The sequence below is a fragment of the Actinomadura geliboluensis genome, from assembly GCF_043197915.1.
Classification (GTDB): domain Bacteria; phylum Actinomycetota; class Actinomycetes; order Streptosporangiales; family Streptosporangiaceae; genus Spirillospora; species Spirillospora geliboluensis.
Window position 1 is genome coordinate 402489 of sequence record NZ_JBICUA010000004.1, and the last position, 22344, is coordinate 424832.

A 22344-nucleotide genomic window follows, 5' to 3' on the forward strand; every position below is an offset into this window, starting at 1 on the left:
CTGCCTTCCCTTCGGTCACAGGGCCGTGCGCAGGTCGTCGAGCAGGTCGGCGGGGTCCTCGATGCCGGCCGAGATCCGCACCAGCCGGTCGGTCACGCCGAGCCGCAGCCGGGCGGCGCGCGGCACCCGCGCGTGGGTCATCGCGGCGGGCACCTCCACCAGGGAGCGGACGCCGCCGAGGCTGACCGCGCAGCCGAACAGCCGCAGCCGGTCCATGAACGCGGCGGGGTCGCCCAGGTAGTCGAAGCTGACGATCGTGCCGGGCGCCGCCATCTGCCGGGCCGCTACCGCGTGCTGCGGATGCGCCGCGAGGCCCGGGTAGCGGACCGTCCCGACCCGCTCGTGGCCGTCCAGCGCGGCGGCGATCGCGGCGGCGTTGGCGGCCTGCCGGGCGGTGCGCAGCGCCAGGGTCTGCACGCCCCGGTGGACGAGGTAGCAGTCGAACGGCGAGGGGACGCCGCCGGTGACGGTGCGGTCCGCGGTGAACCGGCGGTGCAGGTCCGCGTCGTCGGTGACGAGCGCGCCGCCGATCACGTCGGAGTGGCCGGCGATGCCCTTGGTGGTGCTGTAGAGGGTGACGTCGGCGCCGTGCCGCAGCGGCTGCTGGAGCGCGGGACCGGCGAAGGTGTTGTCGACGACGGTGGGGATCCCGGCGGCGCGCGCCGCCCCGCACACCGCCTCCAGGTCCACGACCTTCAGCAGCGGGTTGGTGGGGGTCTCGATCCACACCAGCCCTACGTCGTCGCCGAGCGCGGCGCCGAGCGCGCCGGGGTCGGACAGGTCGGCGTACCGCACCTTCACGCCGTCCCGCTCGGCGCGCATCGCGAACAGCTCGTGGCTGCCGCCGTACACGTCGTCGCAGGCCAGCAGGGTCCGGCCGGGTTCCAGCAGGGCGAGCGCGGCGACCGCCGCCGCCTGCCCGGACGAGAACGCCGCCGCGTGGCTGGCGCCCTCCAGCGACGCCAGGCAGCGCTCCAGCCGCTCCCGCGTCGGGTTCTCCCCGCGCGAGTAGAAGTAGCGGGGCGGGTCCTGGACCCGCCGCTCGTAGGTGACGGCGAGGTGGATCGGCGGGACGAGCGCGCCGGTCGCGGGGTCGGGTTCGTGGCCGGCGTGCACCAGCCGGGTGTCGAAGCGCATCACAGGAACCGGGTCGTCGGGTGCTCGGCCGTCCACACGCCGGGCCGCACGGTGGCGAGCGCCTCGGCGACCCGGTCCAGCTCGGCGGCGGTGTTGTAGACGCCCAGCGAGACGCGGACGGTGCCGAGCAGCCCGAGCGAGTCCAGGAACGTGCTCGCGCAGTGCACGCCGCTGCGGACCGCGATGCCGTGCGCGTCCAGGTGCCCGCCGACGTCGTAGGGGTGGACGCCCTCCACCACCAGGGAGACGATGCCGCCGCAGCCGGCCGCCGGGTCGCCGACGACCCGGACCCCGTCGATCCGGCCGAGCGCGTCGACCGCGTGCCGCACCAGCAGCTGGTCGTGGCGGCGGATCCGCGTCCAGCCGAGCCCGGCGAGGTAGCCGGCGGCCGCCGCGAGGCCGACCGCGCCCGCGATGTCGGGGGTGCCCGCCTCCATCCGCGCCGGGACCGGCACGTAGTGGACGGGCTCGTCATGCGCGACGCCCTTCACGGTGCCGCCGCCGACCTGGTAGGGCGGCAGGTCCGCGAGCAGGTCGCGGCGCCCGTACAGCACCCCGGTGCCGGTCGGCCCGTACATCTTGTGGCCGGAGAAGCAGTAGAAGTCGGCGTCCAGCTCCCGCACGTCCACCGGCCGGTGCGGGACGGCCTGCGCGCCGTCCACCACGACCGGGACGCCCTGCCGGTGCGCGGCGGAGACGAGTTCGGCGACCGGGTTCACGGCGCCGAGCACGTTGGAGACGTGCGCGACCGCCGCCAGCCGCACCCGGGGGCCGAGGGCGGTGGTGAAGTCGGCGACGGCGGTCCGGCCGGACGGCCCGGCGGGCACGACGACGAGTTCGGCGCCGCGCGTCTCGCACAGCCGCCGCCAGGGCAGCAGGTTGGAGTTGTGCTCCGCGCCGGTCACCACGACCTGGTCGCCGGGGCCGACGACGCGGGGGCCGAACGTGGCGGCCAGCAGGTTCATCCCGTCGGTGGTGCCGCGGGTGAAGACGATCTCCTCGGGGTGCGCGGCGTTCAGCATCGCCCGGACGGTCTCCCGCGCGTCGTCGTAGCGCTCGGTGGAGGCCATGCTGAGCCGGTAGTAGCCGCGCCCGACGTTGGCGTTGGCGGTGGAGTAGTAGCCGACGACGGCGTCCAGGACGGCGCGGGGCTTCTGCGTGGTGGCCGCGTTGTCGAGGTAGACCAGGGGCCCGTCGCCGCCGGCCGTGCCGCCCGCGTCGAAGATCGGGAAGTCGCGCCGGACGTCCTCCAGCGGCGGGCCGGCCCGCCGCGAGCCGAGCCGTGCGGTGTCGGTCATCCGGACTCCTCCCCCGGCCTGGGCCGGAACATCTGGCGGAAGCTGTCGAGGAACCGCTTCGGGAACAGCAGGACCTTCTGCTCGGGGAACGGCCTGCGGCTCGCGGGCACGTCGCGGTGCGGGCCGTAGTAGAACCAGCAGATCTGCGCGATCTGCTCGGTGAACAGCACCGGGTGCGCCTCCTCCGGGTAGAGCTGGAGGTGGCCGTGCGCCGCCAGGAACTCGCCCTTCGGCCCGAACCCGGTGTCGAACGCGACGTGCCCGAGCAGGTCGTGGACCGCCCGGAACACGTCGTTGTGGCAGAACTCCACGCCGTCCACCCGCAGGCCCGCCGGCTCCCGCATCGGGTGGAAGCCGCGGACCGGCCCCGGCCCGTGCCCGCGCGCCGTCAGGTGGACGTAGAGCCGCCGCGTGCGGCGCACCCGGTCGCGCAGGACCCGCGAGTTCGGGTAGGGGCGCCCGTCCCCGAGCCACGGGCGGATCTCCACGCCCGCGTCGGTCAGCGCGCGGAACTGCGCGAGGTTGTGCCGCTTCAGGCGGTCGTAGCGGCGGCACAGGTCCGCGCCGTAGCCGGGCTCGGGCGCGGCGTCGTAGTAGGCGGCGGTCCGCCGGCCGAAGTCCTCGTCCAGCTCGACGCCGGTACCGGCCGCGATGCGGGCGACCGCCGCCGCGCGCTCCCGGGTCGGCGCGAGGGCGCGCGCGACCGGCAGCAGGTCCAGCCCGGCGGCGCCGTCAGCCACCGCCACGCCTCCGCGCGGGCGGATGCCGCAGGACCTCGGCGAGCCGCACCGACTTCAGCCGCCGCGCCTCGAAGTCGCAGTACCAGAGCTGGTAGCCGTCCCACGTCAGGCCGGTCGGGTGCCCTTCGAGGGTGACCTCGGCGACGGGCTCCCCGGTCGTGTCGTCCACCGCGCGCAGTACGCCCGTCTCGAACTCGGCGTACAGGACGCGCCCGCCCGCCCAGGTCAGCCCGGCGGGCTCGCCCTCGATCGGGAACTCGCGCAGCACCTCCATCGTGCGCGGGTCGCGCAGCTGCGCCACCGACGGGGCGCGCAGGCACAGCCACAGGCCCTCGGGCGCGGCCTCGACGCCGGTCACCCGGCCGCTCGGCGGGTCGACGGGCTTCTCTCCGACCTCCCGCCCGGTCTCAGGGTCGATCAGCACCAGCCGCTTCGGCCGCCCGCCGATCTGGTGCAGCAGCCCGTCGTGGAAGGCCAGGTCGGCGCGGACGCGCGGGTTCGACACCTCGCGGACCATCTCGCCGTGCGCAGGGTGCACCGCGAAGAGCTTCCCTGCCTCCTGGTCGGAGTGCCACAGGTACCGGCCGTCGTGGGTCAGCCCGCACAGGTACTTCCCGGGGGCGGGCACCGACCGGGCGACCGGTATCGCCGGCGGCCGTTCCGGCAGGGTGAGGTCGAGCCGGACGGCGGCGAGGTCGGGGGCGTGGTCCTGGACGGGCATCGCCACCGCGCCGCGGACCCGGTCCCCGGCGGCGCGCGGCACGGTCCGGGCGACGGCCAGCAGCGGCACGACCGGGGCGTCCGCCATGGCGCGCCGGTCGATCTCGCGCCAGGCGGCCCGCGCCCGGTCGGGGTCGGTGACGCCGATGGCCTCGTCCATGGCCTGGTCGAGGCCGGGGTCGAGGTAGCGGCCGTGGTTGGCGACACCGGGCACCGGCCCGCCCCGCAGCAGCGGCTCGACCGTGGCGCGGCCCCGGTCGTCGGGCCATTCCGGCGCCCAGGCGGCGAGCGCGAGGTCCCAGCCCCCGGTCTCGGCCACGATCCGGCGGTACGCGGCGAACGGCCGCGCTTCGACGCGGACCGCGATCCCGGCGCCGGCGAGGTCGGCGGCCACCGACCGCGCCATCGCCGGGTGCGCGCCGGCATCGGAGTGGATCAGCACCAGCTCCTTCGGCGGCGCCGGGGACCCCGCCACCGGGACATCGGCGGGCTCGGCCCGCCCTTCGTCCGGGCCGAGCAGGCTGTGCGCGACCCGCACGGACGGGTCCAGCCCCAGATCGCGGTGGATGCGCAGCAGGGCCCGCTTGTCGATGGCCGCCGCGATCCTCCGGCGCAGCTCGGGCGCGCCCAGCCCGGGGGACGCGGCGAGGTTGAAGACGAGGTAGGGGTCCAGGACCTCGTCGCGCACGTACCGGTCGCCGCGCGGATCGGCCGACAGGTCGGGCACCGAGAGCCCCCAGGGCAGGTCGGCGCGCCCCGCCCCGATGACCCGGCGCAGCGCGCCCGCCGTCGCCGGGGCGGCGGTCACCTCGACGGCGTCCACGTGCGCGCTCCGCAGCGGGTCGGTCTCCGGCCGCCACACCGGGTTGCGCTCCAGCCGCAGCGTCGTGCCCGGCGGGGCGGGCACGACGCGGTACGGGCCCGTCGACCGCAGGTGGCGCGGCGCGGTGCCGTCGCCCGGCACGAACGCCTCGTACTCGACGGGGACGGGAGAGGCGGCGGGCAGCGCGAGCAGGTGCAGGAACTCCGGGTCGGGCCGCTCCAGCTCGAACACCAGCACGTCGTCGTCCACCGCGAACACGCCCGGCAGCTCGGTGGAGCGGTGGAACTCGGCCAGCTCCGCCGCCGTCGCCCCGCCGGGGAACGCGGCGGCGCACGCCCGCCGGTACTCGGTGAAGCCCCGGATCGTCCCGGCGAAGTAGGCGGCGCCCGCCATGCCCGGCACCGGGGAGCACAGCCGCTTGAAGGCGCGCACGAAGTCGCCGGCGGTGACCTCCCGCGGCGGCGAGGAGTCCCACCGGACGCCGCTGCGCAGCGTCACCGTGTAGACCTTGTGGCTCGCGCTCATCCCGGCGTTGTAGGTGGACGGGACGTCGGCCGCGAGGTCGGGGACGGGTGCCGCGATCCGCCAGTCGGCGGGGTCGGCGACCGGCGCGTAGCCGAACAGCTGCCGGGTGCACAGGCGGGTGATCTGCCGGGCCGGGGCGCCGCCGGCGCGGGCGGGGTCGAGGTCGCCGCTCTCGCCCGGCCCGTACAGCCGCAGTACCCCGCCGTCCGGCGGCCCGTCGTCGGTCATGGCTTCACCGCTCCGTAGCTCGTCCGCCCGCGGGGCGTCCGCCCCGCGCGCTGCCTGCCGCCCCCGCGTCCCGCGCGGCGGCCCCTCCGGTCACGACAGCTCGTCGGCGAGGCGGCCGATGGCGTCCACGGCACGGTCGACGTCCTCGCGCGTGTTGAACAGGTGGGTGCACAGGCGGGCCGCGTAGTGCAGGTGCGGCGAGCCGGGCACGTCGAACTCCACCCAGCGGATCCAGATCCGGTGCTCGGCCTCCAGCCGGTCGACCAGGATGTTGATCTTCTTGGGGTTCCAGGCGTCCGCCGGGTCCCGGAACGGCTTGAAGGCGACCAGCGGCGAGCGCAGCCGGACGTCGGCGGACGGCGAGTACAGGGAGTCCTCGCCGAACCGCTCCGCGACCCGCTCCCGCGCGTAGTCGCCGAGGTCGAGGATGTGCCGCTCGATGCGGCCGCGCCCGATCGCGTTCCAGATCTCGCACGCCTTGGCGAGCGCGGCGGCGCGGGCGGTGCCGGCGCTGCCCGCGCTCTGCAGGTAGTCGCCCATGTTGCAGGTCTCGACGCCGGTCGTCGTGCGCGGCGGCATCGGGCCGAGCAGCGGGTACCAGGTCGAGATGACCGGCCAGAAGCGCGGCAGCGGCAGCGGGTTGTGCTCGGGGACGACCTTGTTGCGCGCGTACAGCAGGCCGGTGCCGAGGGGGCCGCACTGGAACTTCGAGCCCGATCCGCTGGCGAAGTCGAGGCCGAGGGCGCGCAGGTCCACGTCCAGCATCCCGGGGACGAGGGCGCCGTCCATGGCCGTGATCAGGCCGTGCCGCTGGGCGAGGTCGCAGAGTTCGCGGACGGGCATCCGGGTGCCGGTGAACAGCGTGACCCCGGCGAAGAACAGCGCCTTGGTGCGCGGGGTGATCGCCGCCTCGAACAGCTCCACGATCTCCTCGGCGCGCACGTCCGGGCCGGACGGCGGGGTGACCTGCCGGACGGTCAGCCCGTACCGGTCGCGGACGAGGTTGAGGTTGGACAGCACCGAGAAGCACTCGTGGGTGGTGGTGACGACCTCGTCGCCCTCGCCGAGGTCGAGCCCGGCGACGATCCGCGCCATGGCCTCGGTGGAGTTGTGGCAGATCGCCAGCTCGTCCTGGTCGATGCCGAAGTCGCGGGCGATGGCGGCGCGGTAGTCGGGGTAGAGCGTCGGCGGGTAGATGTCGCCGAGGCTCCCGGCCCATTCGCGGGAGAGCCGCTCGTGCACGTCCAGCACCTCGTGCGGCGGCGCGCCGACCGTGCCGGTGTTGAGGTGGGTCGTGCCGTCCCGCAGGGCGAACAGCTTGCGAATGGCGTCCCAGGACGCCTCGGACAGGTCGGTTCCGGATCGGCTGACACCCGCTGCGAGCTGGTCGGACACGACCGATTCCCCCTCGGGAGAGAGTCACCGTCAACTCGGATCACAATATATTATTAAAGTGAAAGCCGTCAATCGCGACACAACCGGCGAATCCTCCCGAGCCCGCACCGGCCGGGCCGCGTGCTCGGGAGGCGGCGGTCCGGCGGGTCAGCCGCGGGCCCGGCCCGGGTAGTCGTTGTCGGCGTACCAGTCGCCGCGCCCGCCGGGCGTCAGGTCCAGCACGTTCCACACCGGCGACAGCAGGTCGATGCCGCGCTCGGTGCCGTCGAGGTGGTTGGCGGGCAGCGAGTAGAAGTGCCGGATCCCGGCGTCCTCCCTGCGCAGGACGCTGAACACCGGCCGCTGCACGCCGCCGGCCCGCTCGGTGTTCATGTCCCGGTTGAACGTCGTGCCGTGGCTGGACAGGATCCGCAGCCCGTCCCAGCCGCGCCGCCGCGCCCACGCGCGCAGCTTCGGCAGCGGCGCCTTGCTCACCACGACGAACGCGCCGTGCCGCGCCAGGTGGTGCGAGACCCCGTGGAAGCCGTCGACCCACATCGAGCACATCGAGCACGCCTGGTCCTCGTCGGGGTGGAACATGAGGTGGTAGGTCAGCAGCGTGTCGTGCTCGCCGAACAGGTCGGCGAGGTGCGGGGCGGTGACGGGCCCGTCCGCGGCGAGGTCGCGCGGACCCTCCGCGAACACGTAGTCGTCCAGCAGCCGGCCCGGCGGCATCCGGCGGCGGGCTGCGGCCACCGCCTCGACCTGGTCGCGCAGCCTGCGCTCCGCCCTGGCCAGCTCGATCCTGGCCGCGATGTAGTCCTCCCCGGCGCCCTCCGGCCACATGGGCTCGATCTCGCCGCGGTCCACCTCGGTCATGCGCGCACCCCTCAGTCTCCGGTCTGACGTCTTCCGGTCCGGTCTCCCGTGGACGCGCTACACAATATGCAAGTATCAGTGCGCGGGGGCGGTGTTGACGATGTCCTTGCCGAGGCGTGCCGGGAGCAGCGGTTCGGCCAGCAGCCGCCGGAACCGCCGACGCGGGTCGCCGAGCGCCGTCCAGGCGGCGACGAGCCGGGCGCCCTCGATGTAGGTCGTGGTGTGCGCCCGCCACAGCGGATCGGTCAGGAAGGCCGTCATCCGGCGGGCCCGCTCCTCGCCCAGCAGCAGCCACCGCCGCAGGTGGGCGACCGCCGCGTCGGTGCCGGCGCCCCGGTCGTGCAGGAGGAGCGCCGCGTCCTGGCGGGCGGGCAGCAGCGTCCTGACGTGCCGCATCACCTGCTCGACGCGCTCGCCGTCCATCCGGACGCCCTCCGCGGCGAGGATCTCCGCCGTCCAGGCGCCCCAGCCCGCGGGCATCACGGCGGCGAGCGCGTGCTCGGCGATGCCCTCCGCCATGAGCGACTGCGGGGTGTTCACCAGCGCGATCGCGTGCTCGTGCTGCCCGTCCGCCACCAGCTCCGCCTCCTTGAGGCTGCGCTCGGTGTGGTGCCCCGGGTAGCACTCGTGCGCGGCGATCAGCGGCAGCGCGCCCAGGTCGGCGCCCGCCGGCTCGTTGAGCGAGACCACCGACCGGTACCGGCCGAGGTAGCGGTTGAAGGCGTTCCACGGCCGGTCCCGCACCACCTCGTACGTCACCTCTTCGCCGGGGGGCAGGCCGTAGCGGTCGCGGACGAGGACGCGCAGCGCGTCCGACACCGCGCGGACGGCCCGGTGCAGCGCGTCCGGCGGCACCGCGTTGCGCGCCCGGAACTCCTCCAGCCGCGCCCGCAGCGGACCGGCCCCCGGCAGCAGCCCGGCGAGCGCGTCGTGGGCGGCGGCGTACCGGTCGGTGTCGCCCATGCCGATCCGCACCTGGAAGTAGGTCTCGATCTCCTCGACGAACGGGACCTGCTCCCCCGCCAGCCGCCGCGCGCCGCACTCCAGCGCGGCGAACTGCGCCGTCAGGAAGTCCCGGCGCGCCGCGGCGAGCCCGCTGTCGGCCGCCTCGCGGCGCAGTCGCGCCGCCCGCCGGGCCAGGGCCGCCGGGTCGGCGGGCGGCTCGGCCTCGACCCGCGCCGGCAGCGCCGGGTCGCCGGCCCAGGAGTCGACGAACCCCGGCACGTGCCGGCCCAGCCGCAGCCCCAGCAGCAGGTACTCCAGGACGACCGGCTCGGTGCCGGCGCCGCCCGCCGCCGCCGGCGCGCTCACGCCGGCGTCCGGCGGCCGAACAGCCCGCGGTTCAGGACGGGCTTGGCCGTCTCCTGGAAGTCGATCGACGGGTCCAGCTCGCGGATCGTGCCCTCGATGACCAGCAGCGACAGCAGCGGGAAGATCAGCTCGGCGGCGGCGTGGATGCCGAACCGGCGCTGCAGGTCGAACATCTCGGCGGCGAAGGCGATCAGGCTGAACTCGCGGGCCGGGAGCCCGTGGCTGCGCTCCACCAGGTCCGCCATCCGGACGGTGAACCCCTCCAGGTCGGCGTCCGGGCGCACGCCCGCCGAGCTCTCGATGACGATCTCGGCGCAGCGGCGCCCCCGGCCGGTGGCCATGTTGAGGAAGAACTCGGCGAACAGCCGGCGCAGCCGCTCCGAGAGCTGCACGCTGAACCCGGCGTCCAGCACCACCACCTGCCCGCCGCGGGTGAAGTAGAGGTTGCCGGGATGCAGGTCGCAGTGCACGAACCCGGTGACGAACAGCATGTGGTAGATCGCGGTCAGCGCGGACTCGGCGAACCGCTTGCGCATCGCCGGCGGGCACGACTCGGCGGCCCGCACGTCCAGGTCGGGGATGAAGTCCATCACGATGCAGCGCGGCCGGGACGCGTCCAGGTGCACCTTCGGCACCCAGACGCGCGGCACCGTCGCCAGCGTGTCGCGGAGCCGGTCCAGGTTCGCGGCCTCCCGGGCGAAGTCGAGCTGCCCGAGGACGGCCCCGCACATGCTGTCCACGACCTCCGCGACCGGCAGCCCCCGGAACGGCGGCACCCGCGCCGCCAGCCGGGCGCCCGCCCGCATCAGCGCCAGGTCGCGCCGCATCGGCGCCTCGATGCCGGGCCGGCGCAGCTTCACCGCGACCCGCGCCCCGGACGGCAGCGTCGCCTGGTAGACGCAGGCGACGCTCCCGCTCGCCACTTCGGTGACGTCCGACGCCCAGATCGGCGCCCCACCGCCCCGCGAGTCCACCGCGCGCCCGTTGCCCGCGTGCCCGTTGCCCGCGTGCCCGTTGCCCGCGTGCCCGTTGCCCGCGTGCCCGTTGCCCGCGCGCCCGTCCACCACGGGCCCGTCCACCACGGACTTGGCCGGGACCGGCCCGTACGCCTCGGCGAGGCCGCGGCGGGTCTGCTCGGGAGTCAGCGGGCCGACCGAGTCCTGGAGCAGGGACAGCTCGTCGCACAGCGCGGCGGGCAGGACGTCCCGGCGGGTGCCGAGCACCTGCCCGGCCTTGACGAACGTCGGCCCGAGCGCCACCAGCAGCCGGGTGATCCGGCGGTACAGGTGGCGGCGGCCCGCCGCCGGGCCGCGCAGCAGGGTCAGCCCGACCGTCCCGGGCAGCGCCGCCGCGCCGAGCACGACGACCGTGGCGAGGACGCGCGCCGCCCGCGCCGCGAGCAGCACCGGGTCGTCGCGGCGCGTCATCCCGCGATCCCCAGGATCTCCACCGCCCGGAGCTGGAGGGTCGTGTAGTCGCAGTACCAGATCAGCGTGCCGTCCCAGGTGATGCCGGTGGGGTTGCCCGCCACCGACACCGCCGCGAGCTCGGCGCCGCGCTCCAGGTCGAGCAGGTTCAGCGTGGCGGCGCGGTGGTCGGCGTAGGCGAGGAACCCGTCGGAGACGGTGACGCCCGCGACCGGGCTCCGCACCGGGTAGCTGCGGATCAGCCGCAGGTCGTCCGGGTCGCGCAGGTCGACGACGCGCAGATCCTCATAGCCGAGCCACAGCCCGTGCCGGGTCGCCTCCAGCCCGCACAGCAGCGCGCCGGGGCGCGGGTTGGGCCGCTCGGCGAGCACGTCCCCGGTCTCCGGGTCGAGCGTGCGCAGGACGCGGTCCGGGCCGGCGATCTGCACCAGGTTCCCGTCCATCGTCGTCAGGTCGGTGCGGACGTCGGCACAGGGCACCCGCTGCCGGACCTCGCCCGTCATGGGGGCGAGCGCCATGATCTGGTTGGACACGGCCTCGGAGAACCACAGGCACTCCCCGCTCCAGGTGAGACCGCACAGCTTGAGGGCGCGCACGGGGATGTCGCGCACCGAACCGGCCGCCATGGGCATGGTCAGCTCCCTTTCCTCAGCCCGCAGTCCAGCCGCCAGCCGGTGACCTCGCGGACGTCGCCCGCCGGGCGCGGCACCACCCGCAGCCGGTCGCCGGGCGCGACGTCGGTGTGCCGCAGCGGCCACACCCACACCGCCCAGTTGCAGCCGGGATAGGACGGCAGGTTCGACAGGGTCGTGTCCTGGGTGAGGGTGGCGGTGAAGTAGCCGATGACGGCGTGCAGGCGTCCGGGTCTGGTGATGGTGAGGGTCCGGCCGCGCGGCGGCGCGGCCTGCCCGCGCGCGGGCCGCTGGTCGGCGACCTCGGCGGGCTCGCTCAGCAGCGTCGGCGGGCGCTGGAAGAAGTGCAGTTGCGCGGCGGGCGCCGCGCTCTCGGCCACCGCGTCCAGCCGGAAGCCGTGGAAGTCGTCGTCCCACAGGCCCCAGCCCTCGCCGTCGAACTGCACGGCGGCGAGCCGAGTGACCAGGCGGCTCGGGACGACCGTGCCGCCCGCGGCCAGGTTGTGCCGGGCGAACTCGCCCAGCACCTCCATCATCTGCTCCTCGGGGCCGAGGTTGCCCATCATCTCGGACACGACCACGTCGGCGCGCTCCGGCAGCCGCACCGTGCGGGCGTCGCCGCGCACGACGGTCAGCCGTCCCTTCAGGTCGTTGCTCTCGGCGACGCGGGCGGCGACGGCCGCGGTGGCGGGATCGGCCTCCACCGCGTAGACGTGCTCGGCGCCGTGCCGCAGCGCCAGCAGCGACAGCGCGAGGACCCCCGCCCCGACGTCGGCGACGACGGCGCCGTGCGCGAGGCCCGCCAGGGCCCGGTCGTAGGCCGCCAGCCGGGGCCGGTCGGCGAGCATCGCCTGGTGCATCTGGAGCTGCCGGGGGTCCAAGCCTTCTCCCACCTGTCGCGCGGCGTGCCCGGGACCGGGCGCCCCCGGGAGGAGGCGCCCGGCGCCGGTACTACTGGTTTTTCAATCTGACTCGCTCCGGTGACCGCGTCAAGCCGCGGCCGCGGACCGGATCAGATGTTCACCGCGGCGGTCTCGCCCACGTAGGCGTCCCGCATGACCAGGCGCGCCCCGGTCAGCCGGGCACGCGGGGTGCCGCCGTCGGTGAGCAGGGCCGCGTCGGTGCCCTGCATCGACAGTTCGGTCCCGGTGGGCTCCAGGTCGCGCAGCTTGCCGGCGACGTGCACCGGGCTGGCCGCGTACAGGTTGCCCTGCGGGGTGGACAGTTCGAACTCGGCGTCGATGTGCAGGTCGCCGGGGTAGCGGACGCGGCTCAGGCTCTCCTCGCTGCCCGTGCCGAGGGTGCCGCCGGACGGCCGCGGCCAGCTCGCGCGGAGCATGACCCGCCCGCCGAGGGCGTCGCTGGTGCCGACCATGGCGACGCGCGCCATCTGGGCCAGCACACCGGTGCCCTCGTCGTGCTTCTCGGGGCCGAACAGCAGGATCTCGGTGCCGGCCGCCTTGCGGTGGTCGCCCGCGAGGTCGATGGTCTCGGTCCGTCCGTCGACCTCGATGTCGATGGAGCCCTCCAGCGACACCTGCATGATCATGGACGGGTCGACCAGCATGGACATGCAGGGCCCGGCGCTCGCCGCGAAGAACACGGTCGGGGTGATGCCGACCGGCTCGTTCTCGTCGTTGGCCGGGTACCACGCCTCGGGGAGCGTCGTGCCGACGGCCACGTTCGGCGCCTGCACGACCTCGAACGGGCCGTCGCCGCGCGGGCTGCCCAGGTACGGGCCCGTGAGCGGCTTCTTGTAGGGGGGAATGTTGTCCACCACGCCGTAGATGTCGATGACGTTGCGGTGGGCGAGACGCAGCGTGCTGGTCTCCAGGATGCCGAAGCGGCGGATGTAGAACTCCGCGGGGAAGTTCTTGCCGGGGACGATCTGGCGCACGTGGCCGGTGTTCGGCAGGAAGGGGTTCGACAGCACCTGGATGCGGTCGTCCAGCTCGTAGCTGTAGCCCTTGATGCCGACCTCGGGCGCGCTGATGAGCTCGGTCTGGAGCTCGGCGTAGCCGTTCTCGTCCACGCGGTGCTCGAAGCCCGGCATCGGCCACTTGTTCAGCTGCACGAACCCGGAGAGGTTGATGGTCTCCCGGCGGCCCGCGTAGTAGTCGTCGCCGAAGACGATCGTCGCGGCGGCGAGGATGTGCGGCCGGATCGGCTTCGGCTCCAGGTTGAGGGATTCGTATGTCTCGCGGAGTGAACTCAAGCCAGACACCTCCAGCGTCTGTCGAGATCGTTTCGGGGCCTCGGCCCGCGCGGCTCCCGATGGCACCCTTGGGCCTCTCACTATAAGTTTTTAAAGTGAGAAGTCAATGGGCTCCAGCGGCTCGCCGGCGGCCCGCGAGGCGGCCGGGCGGCCCGCGGGGTAACCGGCCGGGACGCCCTCGCCCCCCGGGCCGGACGGCATCCGCCCGGCCCGGGCCGCGGCGGCGTTCTCCTCGGCTTCGCAGTCGTTGTGGACGTCGGTGTAGGCGTCGACCATGAGGTGGTTCTCCAGGGACACAGGCTCCTCCGCTCGGGTCCGCGGTGCCCTGCGGCGCTACGCCGGTAGTGAACGCGCCTTGCGCAACGGCACCGGACAATCCACTTTAGAAACATAGAGTTAAATGTCCAGCGCCCGGAGATGAGGCGAGGAGATGTTCGAGAGGTTCACCGACCGCGCGCGGCGTGTTGTCGTCCTGGCTCAGGAGGAGGCCAGGATGCTCAACCACAACTACATCGGTACCGAGCACATCCTCCTTGGCCTGATCCACGAGGGTGAGGGTGTCGCCGCGAAGGCTCTGGAGAGCCTGGGTATCAGTCTTGAGGCGGTGCGGCAGCAGGTCGAGGAGATCATCGGCCAGGGTCAGCAGGCGCCGTCGGGGCACATTCCGTTCACTCCGCGTGCCAAGAAGGTGCTGGAGCTGTCGCTGCGTGAGGCGCTGCAGCTCGGCCACAACTACATCGGCACCGAGCACATCCTCCTTGGCCTGATCCGTGAGGGCGAGGGCGTGGCCGCCCAGGTGCTGGTGAAGCTCGGCGCCGACCTGAACCGGGTCCGCCAGCAGGTCATCCAGTTGCTGCACGGCTACGAGCAGGGGAAAGAGCCGATGTCGTCGTCCGGGGCCTCCTCAGACTCCGGGCCGTCCACGTCGCTGGTCCTCGATCAGTTCGGTCGGAACCTGACGCAGGCTGCGCGTGAGGGGAAGCTTGACCCGGTGATCGGCCGGAGCAAGGAGATCGAGCGGGTCATGCAGGTGTTGTCCCGCCGTACCAAGAACAATCCGGTCCTGGTGGGTGAGCCCGGCGTCGGTAAGACCGCCGTGGTCGAGGGGCTGGCGCAGAAGATCGTCAAGGGCGAGGTGCCCGAGACGCTGAAGGACAAGCAGCTCTACACCCTGGATCTGGGTGCGCTGGTGGCCGGGTCGCGGTACCGGGGTGATTTCGAGGAGCGCCTGAAGAAGGTGCTGAAGGAGATCCGTACCCGGGGTGACATCATCCTGTTCATCGACGAGCTCCACACGCTGGTGGGTGCGGGTGCGGCCGAGGGCGCGATCGACGCCGCGAGCATTTTGAAGCCGATGCTGGCGCGGGGTGAGCTGCAGACGATCGGCGCGACGACGCTGGATGAGTACCGCAAGCACCTGGAGAAGGACGCTGCGTTGGAGCGGCGGTTCCAGCCGATCCAGGTGGCCGAGCCGTCGCTGTCGCACACGATCGAGATCCTCAAGGGGCTGCGGGACCGGTACGAGGCGCACCACCGGGTGTCGATCACCGACAGCGCTTTGGTGGCGGCGGCGCAGCTGGCCGACCGGTACATCAGTGACCGGTTCCTGCCCGACAAGGCCATCGATCTGATCGACGAGGCCGGGTCGCGGATGCGGATCCGGCGGATGACGGCGCCGCCGGACCTGCGCGAGTACGACGAGAAGATCGCCGATGTCCGCCGGGACAAGGAGTCGGCGATCGACGCGCAGGACTTCGAGAAGGCCGCGGCGCTGCGCGATAGCGAGAAGCAGTTGCTGGGGCAGAAGGCGCAGCGGGAGAAGGAGTGGAAGGCCGGCGACATGGACGTGGTCGCCGAGGTCACCGACGAGCTGATCGCCGAGGTGCTGGCCACCGCGACCGGGATCCCGGTGTTCAAGCTGACCGAGGAGGAGTCGACCCGGCTGCTGCGCATGGAGGACGAGCTCCACAAGCGCGTCATCGGCCAGGAGGACGCGATAAGGGCGCTGTCGCAGTCGATCCGCCGCACCCGCGCCGGGCTGAAGGACCCCAAGCGTCCCGGCGGCTCGTTCATCTTCGCCGGCCCGTCGGGGGTGGGGAAGACCGAGCTGTCCAAGACGCTGGCGGAGTTCCTGTTCGGGGACGAGGACGCGCTGATCCAGCTGGACATGTCGGAGTTCATGGAGAAGCACACGGTCTCGCGGCTGTTCGGGTCCCCGCCCGGCTACGTCGGGTACGAGGAGGGCGGCCAGCTCACCGAGAAGGTGCGGCGCAAGCCGTTCTCGGTGGTGCTGTTCGATGAGATCGAGAAGGCGCACCAGGACATCTTCAACAGCCTGCTGCAGATCCTGGAGGACGGTCGTCTCACCGACGCCCAGGGGCGTGTGGTGGACTTCAAGAACACCGTGATCATCATGACCACGAACCTGGGGTCCAAGGACATCTCCAAGGGCGTGTCGATGGGGTTCGCGCGGCAGAACGACGAGCAGGGCTCGTATGAGCGGATGAAGGCCAAGGTGTCGGAGGAGCTCAAGCAGCACTTCCGGCCCGAGTTCCTCAACCGTGTCGATGACACCGTGGTGTTCCACCAGCTCACCCCGAAGGAGATCATCCAGATCGTGGATCTGATGATCGCCAAGGTCGACGAGCGGCTCCGCGACCGCGACATGGGCATCGAGCTGCGGCAGGAGGCCAAGGACCTGCTCGCGATCCGCGGGTACGACCCGGTGCTGGGGGCGCGGCCGCTGCGGCGCACGATCCAGCGGGAGATCGAGGACACGCTGTCGGAGAAGATCCTCTACAGCGAGCTCAAGCCCGGCCAGATCGTGATCGTGGGCACCGAGGGCTTCGACCCCGACAACCCCGACACGGCCGAGAACGCCAAGTTCACCTTCAAGGGCGTGCCCAAGCCCACCGGCGTCCCCGACAGCCCGCCCCCCATCGAGGACGCCGTCAACTTCAACAAGGACTGACGACACCCGGCGAGCGCACGCGAGGGCCCGCGACCGGAAACGATCCGGTCGCGGGCCCTTCCGCATGCGGCCCCGGGTGCCCTGCGCCCGGCGGGTCAGGCGGGCAGGGGCTCGCCGGTCTCCAGCAGCGACTTCAGGCCGGACGCGATCGCGGGCCAGCCCTGGCTGATCATGCCGCGCATGACGCTGCCGGGGTCGAAGCCGTCGTGCACGACGGTGAGCTTCACCATCTCGCCGAGCGGCTCGATCTCGAAGGTCACCTTGGAACGGGACTCGGCCTGCAGCTTGACCAGCACGTCCTCGCCCACCCCGGCGCCCTCCGCCCATTCCGGGGTGAAGCTGTGCCAGGTGTAGGACAGCCGGCGGCCGGGCTCGCACTCCAGCACGACCTGCTCGGGGTCGCTGGTGCGGCGGCCGCTCTCCTGCCAGGTCATCTCCGAGCCCGGCTTCCAGTCGGTCTCGAAGCCGACGCCCCAGTAGCGGCTCGTGAAGGCCGGGTCGGTCAGGGCCTCCCAGAGCCGCTCGGGCGTGGACTTGATGTAGGTCGTGTACACGAAGGCGTCGCTGCCGTCCATCGGCCCCTGCTCCAGTGCTGTCTTGAGATCGGTGAGCGCGTTGACGCGCTCCTGGTCGTAACGCCTGATCCAGCGCTCGGCGATCGCGTTGATCGGTGCGGCGTTGAGGTAGTGCAGCTTCTCCCGGCCGCGCCGCGCCGCCACCACCAGATGGGCGTCCTCCAGCACGGACAGGTGCTTGCTGATCGACTGCCGGCTCGTGCCGAGGCCCGCGCACAGCTCGCGCAGGCTCTGCCCGTTGCGCTCGTTCAGCCGGTCCAGCAGCTTGCGCCGGGTGGGATCGGCCAGCGCCCGGAAGACCTCGTCCATCCTCGCCGTCTCCCCGCTCCCGCTCGACCACCGCCATGATAGGCAACCGGAGGACTGCACTTCAACGCCGACGCGGGGGCCCGCCGCGCCCCTGCGGGACACCGCCGGGCGCCGCCCGCCGCCGGAAACCCGGCCACATGCGGTACTTGCGGAACCGCCCGTCCGATTTGAGCATGAACGGACGGAGGAGTGCATGGATGACCGAACCGAGCAGGCAGTCAGGCGCGTCATCGACGCGATGCGGCAGAACCTCGGCGAAAGGATCACCATCGACGACATGGCGCGCATCGCCATGTTCAGCAAGTTCCATTTCTGTCGCGTTTTCCGAGAATCCACCGGCATGTCACCGGTGAGATTCTTCTACGCGCTCCGATTGGCGGAGGCCAAGCAGCTGCTGGTCGGCACATCGCTGTCCATCGCCGACATCGGAACCCGTGTCGGATACGCCAGCACCGGCACTTTCAGCTCCCGTTTCAAGTCGACCGTCGGCGTCCCGCCGAGCGTCTACCGCGCGACGGGAGGGGACGCCGTCCGGGCGGCCGACGCGCTGCGCCGCCGGGCCCGGACCGGGCACACGACCATCCGCGGCGCGGTCTCCTGCCGGGACGCCTGGCACGGCGGCCCCGTCTTCGTCGGGCTGTTCCGGGAGGCCGTCCCGACCGGCCTCCCGGCCCGGTGCTCGATCCTGCCCGCGCCTGGCGCCTTCGCGCTGACGCACGTCCTGCCTGGTAGATGGCATGTCCTCGCCTACTCGCCCGCCCCGGGACCGGACGCGGCCGCCGAGGACGCGCTGGTCGGCGCCGCCGGCCCGATCATGATCAGGCACGGCACCGCCGTGCGGACGGCCGAGGTCCGGCTGCGCCCGCTCAGCCCCTACGACCCGCCGGTCCTGCTCGCGCTCACCGCCCCCGACGCGGCCCGCGAGCTGACGTCCTGACGTCCCGGCGCCCGGCGTCCCGTCCCCGCGATCGAGCAAGTGCGAAGAAGCACCGCCCAGAACGAGCCCGCATACTGAGAGCCGGATCACTCCCCTCCACTCGGAAAACCCCCGCGCACGGAAAAGACCCGTGCACCGAGTCCGCGCCGTGAATCGCTCACGCCCCCAGGGAATGACATGCCTCAAGATCAGAGCCACACCCTGCCCACGCCGCGCCCTGAAAAGGCGGCACCCGTGACGACCGGAACCTCCCTTTTCGTCACCGGCCATTTCCCGCGCCGCCGCGCGCTGATCATTCTGCTCAGCGCGGGCGCCGGATTCCTGCTGACGGTCGTCTGGTCGGCGAAGTTCGTCGACCAGACGATCGGGGACAACGTCGCCGGCACGCTCCTCGGCCATGACGCGAAGGGGACGCCGATCGCCGGGATCGCCGCCGGGATCGCCTTCGCCTTCGCGAGCGGGCTCGCCGGCTCGTTCACGGCCTGCAACGTGGCCGCGTTCAGCACGGTCGCGCCGCTGCTCGGCGGCACCGGCGGCCGGTGGGACCGGCTCGCCGGGACGCTCCGGCCGCTCGGCTGGATCGCGCTCGGCATGGTGACGGTGTCAGCCGGCTACGGCGCGATCGTCGGCCTGGCGGGCACCGGCATGCCGCAGTTCTCGACCGCCGAGAGCACCCCCGGTTCGCTGTCCGCGCGCAGCGTCCAGTCCATGGTGGTGTTCGGCGCGATCGGGCTGGCGATGATCTACATGGGGGCCGCCGCGCTCGGCGTCGTCCGCGACCCGTTCGCCCGGGTGGCGCGCCGCTTCCCCAACGCTCCGCTGGTCTTCATGGGCGCGCTGATCGGCGGGTTCCTGATCGGCCGCCCGTACCCGCTGTTCCGGCAGCTCTTCCGCGACGCGGCGGAGAGCCACAACCCGCTGTACGGGGCCGCCGCGTTCGTCCTCCAGTCGGTCGGCAACATCGTGATCATGGCGGTGCTGTTCCTGCTGCTCGCCCATCTCGCGGGCCGCCGGCTGAGCCGCTGGCTGGCCGCCGATCCGCGCCGCGTCGCGGTCCTGACGGCGTCCTCGCTGATCGTGGCCGGGGTCTTCAGCCTCCTCTACTGGGACGTGCGGCTGCTCGCCCGCCGGGAGATCATCCCGTGGTATCCGGTGGCCCCCTGGTCGTGACGCCGGACGGCCGCCGATGCGGGCGCCGCCCGGCGCCCGCATCGCTCGTCCGCAACCGCTTCCGGGCGGTTGAGCTGGGTATTTGATTTTGCTGGGGTTTGCCTTCGCTTGGTGATCCGAGTAGCTTGGCCCCCGCCAAGGCGCTCACCAGGCGTTCTTGTCCCACCTGGCACCGAGCCGGTGGGGGCGGCGCGCCCCACGCGTCGCCCGGCGGCACCTCCCATGCACGCCGCCCGCGCCCTGAACGGGCCCTACAACAGCAGCGCCGCTCTCTCTCGCAGCGGCACCCGCCGAGTCCGCCATAGCGCGGAGCCGGGGACCCACCCTCGTGCACTGGGGTGAATCGGCCGTTTCACAGGCCGTAGGGCGACTTCCACGTCCGAACCCGTCAGCTAACCCGGTAGGCGGCCCATGGAAGCAAGGAGTCCCCCTTGACAGGCAAGCACAGCACGGGCAATCACAACTCGGGCAACGACAGCACGGGCAAGAAGAGCAGGAAGCCGGGTCTTTTCGGGCTGAGCCCGCGCGCCAACGGCGCGATCCTCGGCCTCGCCGCGATCGGCGTGGCCGCGACGACCCTCCAGGCGACGGCCGGTTCGTCCGAGTCGGGCACGTCCGTCGCCTCCGTCCAGAGCATCCCCAAGCAGCGCTCCGCCGAGGCGGAGCCGCGCACGGACCCGGAGAAGGGCTCCGGGTCGTCCGCCAAGCCGGACGAGACCGACAAGCGCTCGAAGGTCATCGAGCTGGCGAAGACGTGGAACCCCCACAGCAGCCGGCGCGTGCCCTACAGCCAGACCGACTACCACAACGGCTACCGCACCGACTGCTCCGGCTTCGTGGCGATGACCCTCGGGCTCGCGAAGCCCGGGCCGAACACCGTCGGCCTGACGTCCTCGCGCTACACCGAGCGCATCAAGATGTCGGAGCTCAAGAAGGGCGACCTCGTGATGGACGCCGAGGGCACCAACACGACGCGCCACGTCGTCATCTTCGAGAAGTGGGCCAACAAGGCGCACACGTCCTACTGGGCGTACGAGCAGCGCGGCCGGTACGGCACCGACTACCGGACGCGCGACTACGGCCTCGACTCGGGCAGCGAGTACAAGGCGTACCGGCCGAAGAAGCTCAGCGGAGCTTGATGGCGACGCCGGCCATCCCGAGCTGCTCCCCCGGAGCGAGGTTGTCCGGGTCGACCGGGCCGTCGGGACGCCACAGGGCCGTGTAGGTCACACCGGGTTCGACCAGTTCGAAGTCTCCGAACTGGGCCTCGATCTCGGCGGGCGTGCGCGCCCAGCCCTCTTCCAGGTTCTCTCGTGTGATGCGGGCCAGCTCCTGTTGCTGGGGCAGGCCCGTGTCCACGAGGGACGTCATGAACAGGTGGCTGCCGGGCGCCAGGACGTCGCGGTAGGCGGCGACGACGCCGTCCACCACGTCCGGCGACAGGTAGTGCAGCATCCCGACCATCATGACGACGGCCGGGCGGGAGAAGTCGATGAAGCCGTCGACGGCGGGGTCCGACAGGACGGCCGCCGGGTCGCGGACGTCGCCGACCATCACCCGCGTGGCGTCGTTGTTGGCCAGGATCGCCCGCCCGTGGACGGAGACCAGCGGGTCGATGTCGACGTAGACGACGCGGGCGTCCGGGTTCTCGCGCTGGGCGACCTCGTGGGTGTTCTCGACCGTGGGCAGTCCGCTGCCGAGGTCGAGGAACTGGTCCATGCCGGCTTCCCGCGCCAGGTAGCGGACGCCCCGGACGAGCACCTTGCGGTTCTCGACCGCGGATTCGCGCAGGCCCGGGATCAGCGCGGCCGTCTGGTCGGCCAGCGCGCGGTCGGCGGCGAAGTTGTCCTTGCCGCCGAGGAGCGCGTCGTAGGCGCGCGCGATGGTGGGCTTGTCGAAGTCCAGCTCGGCCGGAGGCCACTCGTCAGCCATGCCGCCATCGTAGATCGTTACGCCCGGAGAGTGGGCCGAAATCCCCACTCTCCGGGCTTTTCGGTCAGGTGTCGCGCATCGCCCTGATCGACTCCTTCAGCGAACCGACCGTGGCCATGACCGCCGTCGGCTCGTACCCGCAGTGGGCCATGCAGTTCGCGCAGCGCGGGTCGCGCCCCCGGCCGTAGGAGTCCCAGTCGGTCTCGTCCAGCAGCTCCTGGTAGGTCTGCGCGTAGCCGTCCGACATCAGGTAGCAGGGGCGCTGCCACCCGAACAGCGAGTAGGACGGGATCGCCCAGGCCGTGCACGGGAAGTCGACCTTGCCCTCCAGGAAGTCCAGGAACAGCGGCGAGTGGTTGAGCCGCCAGCGCTTGCGGTTGCCGTCCGCGAACGCCTTGCGGAACAGCTCGCGGGTCTCCTGGACGCCGAGGAAGTGCTCCTGGTCGGGCGCCTTGTCGTAGGCGTACCCCGGCGAGATCATCATCTCGTCGACCTTGAGGTCGTCGTTGAGGTAGTTCATCACCTCGATGACGGTCTGCGGGGTGTCGGTGTTGAAGAACGTCGTGTTGGTCGTCACGCGGAACCCGCGCCGCTTGCACTCCTTGATGGCGGCCACCGCGTCCTCGAACACGCCGTCCTTGCAGACGGACGCGTCGTGGCGCTCCTGCAGACCGTCGATGTGGACGGCCCACGCGAAGTACGGCGACGGCTTGAACTTGTCGAGCTTCCGCGGGATCAGCAGCGCGTTGGTGCACAGGAAGACGAACTTCTTGCGCTTCACGAGCTCGCCGACCAGCTCGTCGATCTGCGGGTGCATGAGCGGCTCGCCGCCCGCGATGGACACCATCGGCGCCCCGCACTCCTCGATGGCGGCGACGGCCTGCTCGACCGGCATCCGCCGCTTCAGCGTGTCGGCGGGATGCTGGATCTTCCCGCAGCCGGCGCAGGCGAGGTTGCAGGCGAACAGCGGTTCCAGCTCCACGATCAGCGGGAACTTCTCCCTGCCGCGCAGCTTGTTGCGGAGGATGTAGCCCCCGATGCGGAGACTCTGGCGAAGCGGCATGCTCATTGTGTCCGGACCTCCTTTGGCAGGGTGAACTCGGTCGTCTCCACCGTGACCGTGTACTCCTCGACGTCGACC

Annotated in this window: 19 protein-coding genes and 1 riboswitch; of the genes, 4 read left to right on the plus strand and 15 right to left on the minus strand. The window is 72.5% G+C overall.

The features are described 5' to 3' along the window. Nucleotides 1–15 precede the first annotated feature (15 nt). The 12 genes from ACGFI1_RS16250 to ACGFI1_RS16305 form a co-directional block, all read right to left on the minus strand. Nucleotides 16–1137 carry a trans-sulfuration enzyme family protein gene (locus ACGFI1_RS16250; protein WP_392785986.1) on the minus strand — a complete coding sequence of 374 codons (1122 nt, stop codon included), beginning with the start codon at nucleotides 1135–1137 and terminating at the stop codon, nucleotides 16–18. After that, nucleotides 1137–2435, minus strand: coding sequence for an aminotransferase class V-fold PLP-dependent enzyme (locus ACGFI1_RS16255; RefSeq protein ID WP_392785988.1), 1299 nt, complete (start codon nucleotides 2433–2435; stop codon nucleotides 1137–1139). Before ACGFI1_RS16255 ends, ACGFI1_RS16250 begins: the two co-directional genes overlap by 1 nt. Further along, nucleotides 2432–3181 (minus strand): crotonobetainyl-CoA--carnitine CoA-transferase, encoded by a 750-nt coding sequence (locus tag ACGFI1_RS16260; protein ID WP_392785990.1) that lies wholly within the window; start codon nucleotides 3179–3181, stop codon nucleotides 2432–2434. Before ACGFI1_RS16260 ends, ACGFI1_RS16255 begins: the two co-directional genes overlap by 4 nt. Continuing rightward, complete coding sequence (locus tag ACGFI1_RS16265) at nucleotides 3168–5471, minus strand: ABC transporter substrate-binding protein (RefSeq protein WP_392785991.1); 2304 nt, start codon at nucleotides 5469–5471, stop codon at nucleotides 3168–3170. The genes ACGFI1_RS16260 and ACGFI1_RS16265 overlap by 14 nt, the downstream gene beginning before the upstream one ends. 90 nt (nucleotides 5472–5561) lie before the next feature. After that, on the minus strand, nucleotides 5562–6866 hold the full coding sequence (locus ACGFI1_RS16270) for an aminotransferase class V-fold PLP-dependent enzyme (RefSeq protein ID WP_392736444.1): 1305 nt from the start codon (nucleotides 6864–6866) through the stop codon (nucleotides 5562–5564). A 147-nt stretch (nucleotides 6867–7013) separates the two neighbouring features. Continuing rightward, entirely contained in the window at nucleotides 7014–7724 is a 711-nt protein-coding gene (locus ACGFI1_RS16275) for a DUF899 family protein (RefSeq protein ID WP_392736442.1), read from the minus strand. Between the two features lie 75 nt (nucleotides 7725–7799). Next, nucleotides 7800–9035, minus strand: coding sequence for a DUF885 domain-containing protein (locus ACGFI1_RS16280; RefSeq protein WP_392785994.1), 1236 nt, complete (start codon nucleotides 9033–9035; stop codon nucleotides 7800–7802). Then, nucleotides 9032–10462: an ABC1 kinase family protein gene (locus tag ACGFI1_RS16285; protein WP_392785995.1), complete on the minus strand. Its 1431-nt coding sequence runs from the start codon at nucleotides 10460–10462 to the stop codon at nucleotides 9032–9034. Before ACGFI1_RS16285 ends, ACGFI1_RS16280 begins: the two co-directional genes overlap by 4 nt. Further along, nucleotides 10459–11094 carry a hypothetical protein gene (locus ACGFI1_RS16290; RefSeq protein WP_138638612.1) on the minus strand — a complete coding sequence of 212 codons (636 nt, stop codon included), beginning with the start codon at nucleotides 11092–11094 and terminating at the stop codon, nucleotides 10459–10461. Before ACGFI1_RS16290 ends, ACGFI1_RS16285 begins: the two co-directional genes overlap by 4 nt. 2 nt (nucleotides 11095–11096) lie before the next feature. Continuing rightward, nucleotides 11097–11975, minus strand: a complete 879-nt coding sequence (locus ACGFI1_RS16295; protein ID WP_392785997.1) for a methyltransferase domain-containing protein — start codon at nucleotides 11973–11975, stop codon at nucleotides 11097–11099. Between the two features lie 131 nt (nucleotides 11976–12106). Further along, the gene (locus ACGFI1_RS16300) at nucleotides 12107–13309 is read right to left on the minus strand and encodes a DUF6004 family protein (RefSeq protein ID WP_138638614.1); all 1203 of its coding nucleotides are present in this window, start codon (nucleotides 13307–13309) and stop codon (nucleotides 12107–12109) included. A 90-nt stretch (nucleotides 13310–13399) separates the two neighbouring features. Continuing rightward, on the minus strand, nucleotides 13400–13606 hold the full coding sequence (locus tag ACGFI1_RS16305; protein ID WP_301178237.1) for a hypothetical protein: 207 nt from the start codon (nucleotides 13604–13606) through the stop codon (nucleotides 13400–13402). A gap of 133 nt (nucleotides 13607–13739) precedes the next feature. On the opposite strand from ACGFI1_RS16305, the gene ACGFI1_RS16310 reads away from it, so the two are divergent. Beyond that, entirely contained in the window at nucleotides 13740–16280 is a 2541-nt protein-coding gene (locus ACGFI1_RS16310; protein ID WP_392786000.1) for an ATP-dependent Clp protease ATP-binding subunit, read from the plus strand. Nucleotides 16281–16375: 95 nt separating this feature from the next. On the opposite strand, the gene ACGFI1_RS16315 is transcribed toward ACGFI1_RS16310, so the two are convergent. Beyond that, nucleotides 16376–17164, minus strand: a complete 789-nt coding sequence (locus tag ACGFI1_RS16315; RefSeq protein ID WP_138636714.1) for an ArsR/SmtB family transcription factor — start codon at nucleotides 17162–17164, stop codon at nucleotides 16376–16378. 193 nt (nucleotides 17165–17357) lie between these two features. On the opposite strand from ACGFI1_RS16315, the gene ACGFI1_RS16320 reads away from it, so the two are divergent. From ACGFI1_RS16320 to ACGFI1_RS16330, 3 genes are all read left to right on the plus strand, one after another. After that, the gene (locus ACGFI1_RS16320; protein ID WP_392732224.1) at nucleotides 17358–18101 is read left to right on the plus strand and encodes a helix-turn-helix domain-containing protein; all 744 of its coding nucleotides are present in this window, start codon (nucleotides 17358–17360) and stop codon (nucleotides 18099–18101) included. Nucleotides 18102–18335: 234 nt separating this feature from the next. Beyond that, entirely contained in the window at nucleotides 18336–19271 is a 936-nt protein-coding gene (locus ACGFI1_RS16325; protein ID WP_392786002.1) for a hypothetical protein, read from the plus strand. Between the two features lie 278 nt (nucleotides 19272–19549). Then, a riboswitch (cyclic di-AMP (ydaO/yuaA leader) is annotated at nucleotides 19550–19693 on the plus strand. A 9-nt stretch (nucleotides 19694–19702) separates the two neighbouring features. Then, nucleotides 19703–20410, plus strand: a complete 708-nt coding sequence (locus ACGFI1_RS16330) for a hypothetical protein (protein ID WP_392786004.1) — start codon at nucleotides 19703–19705, stop codon at nucleotides 20408–20410. Here ACGFI1_RS16330 and ACGFI1_RS16335 read toward each other — a convergent pair. Then, nucleotides 20397–21203, minus strand: coding sequence for an SAM-dependent methyltransferase (locus ACGFI1_RS16335; protein ID WP_392786006.1), 807 nt, complete (start codon nucleotides 21201–21203; stop codon nucleotides 20397–20399). The two genes, ACGFI1_RS16330 and ACGFI1_RS16335, sit on opposite strands and share 14 nt — an antisense overlap. A 64-nt stretch (nucleotides 21204–21267) precedes the next feature. Next, entirely contained in the window at nucleotides 21268–22272 is a 1005-nt protein-coding gene (gene hpnH / locus ACGFI1_RS16340) for an adenosyl-hopene transferase HpnH (RefSeq protein WP_301177062.1), read from the minus strand. Nucleotides 22273–22344 lie beyond the last annotated feature (72 nt).

Coding starts and splice junctions, on each gene's coding strand:
- ACGFI1_RS16310 (WP_392786000.1), top strand. CDS start 13,740: ATGTTCGAGAGGTTCACCGACCGCGCGCGGCGTGTTGTCGTCCTGGCT.
- ACGFI1_RS16255 (WP_392785988.1), bottom strand. CDS start 2,435: ATGACCGACACCGCACGGCTCGGCTCGCGGCGGGCCGGCCCGCCGCTG.
- ACGFI1_RS16290 (WP_138638612.1), bottom strand. CDS start 11,094: ATGCCCATGGCGGCCGGTTCGGTGCGCGACATCCCCGTGCGCGCCCTC.
- ACGFI1_RS16275 (WP_392736442.1), bottom strand. CDS start 7,724: ATGACCGAGGTGGACCGCGGCGAGATCGAGCCCATGTGGCCGGAGGGC.
- ACGFI1_RS16335 (WP_392786006.1), bottom strand. CDS start 21,203: ATGGCTGACGAGTGGCCTCCGGCCGAGCTGGACTTCGACAAGCCCACC.
- ACGFI1_RS16285 (WP_392785995.1), bottom strand. CDS start 10,462: ATGACGCGCCGCGACGACCCGGTGCTGCTCGCGGCGCGGGCGGCGCGC.
- ACGFI1_RS16315 (WP_138636714.1), bottom strand. CDS start 17,164: ATGGACGAGGTCTTCCGGGCGCTGGCCGATCCCACCCGGCGCAAGCTG.
- ACGFI1_RS16250 (WP_392785986.1), bottom strand. CDS start 1,137: ATGCGCTTCGACACCCGGCTGGTGCACGCCGGCCACGAACCCGACCCC.
- hpnH (WP_301177062.1), bottom strand. CDS start 22,272: ATGAGCATGCCGCTTCGCCAGAGTCTCCGCATCGGGGGCTACATCCTC.
- ACGFI1_RS16320 (WP_392732224.1), top strand. CDS start 17,358: ATGGATGACCGAACCGAGCAGGCAGTCAGGCGCGTCATCGACGCGATG.
- ACGFI1_RS16265 (WP_392785991.1), bottom strand. CDS start 5,471: ATGACCGACGACGGGCCGCCGGACGGCGGGGTACTGCGGCTGTACGGG.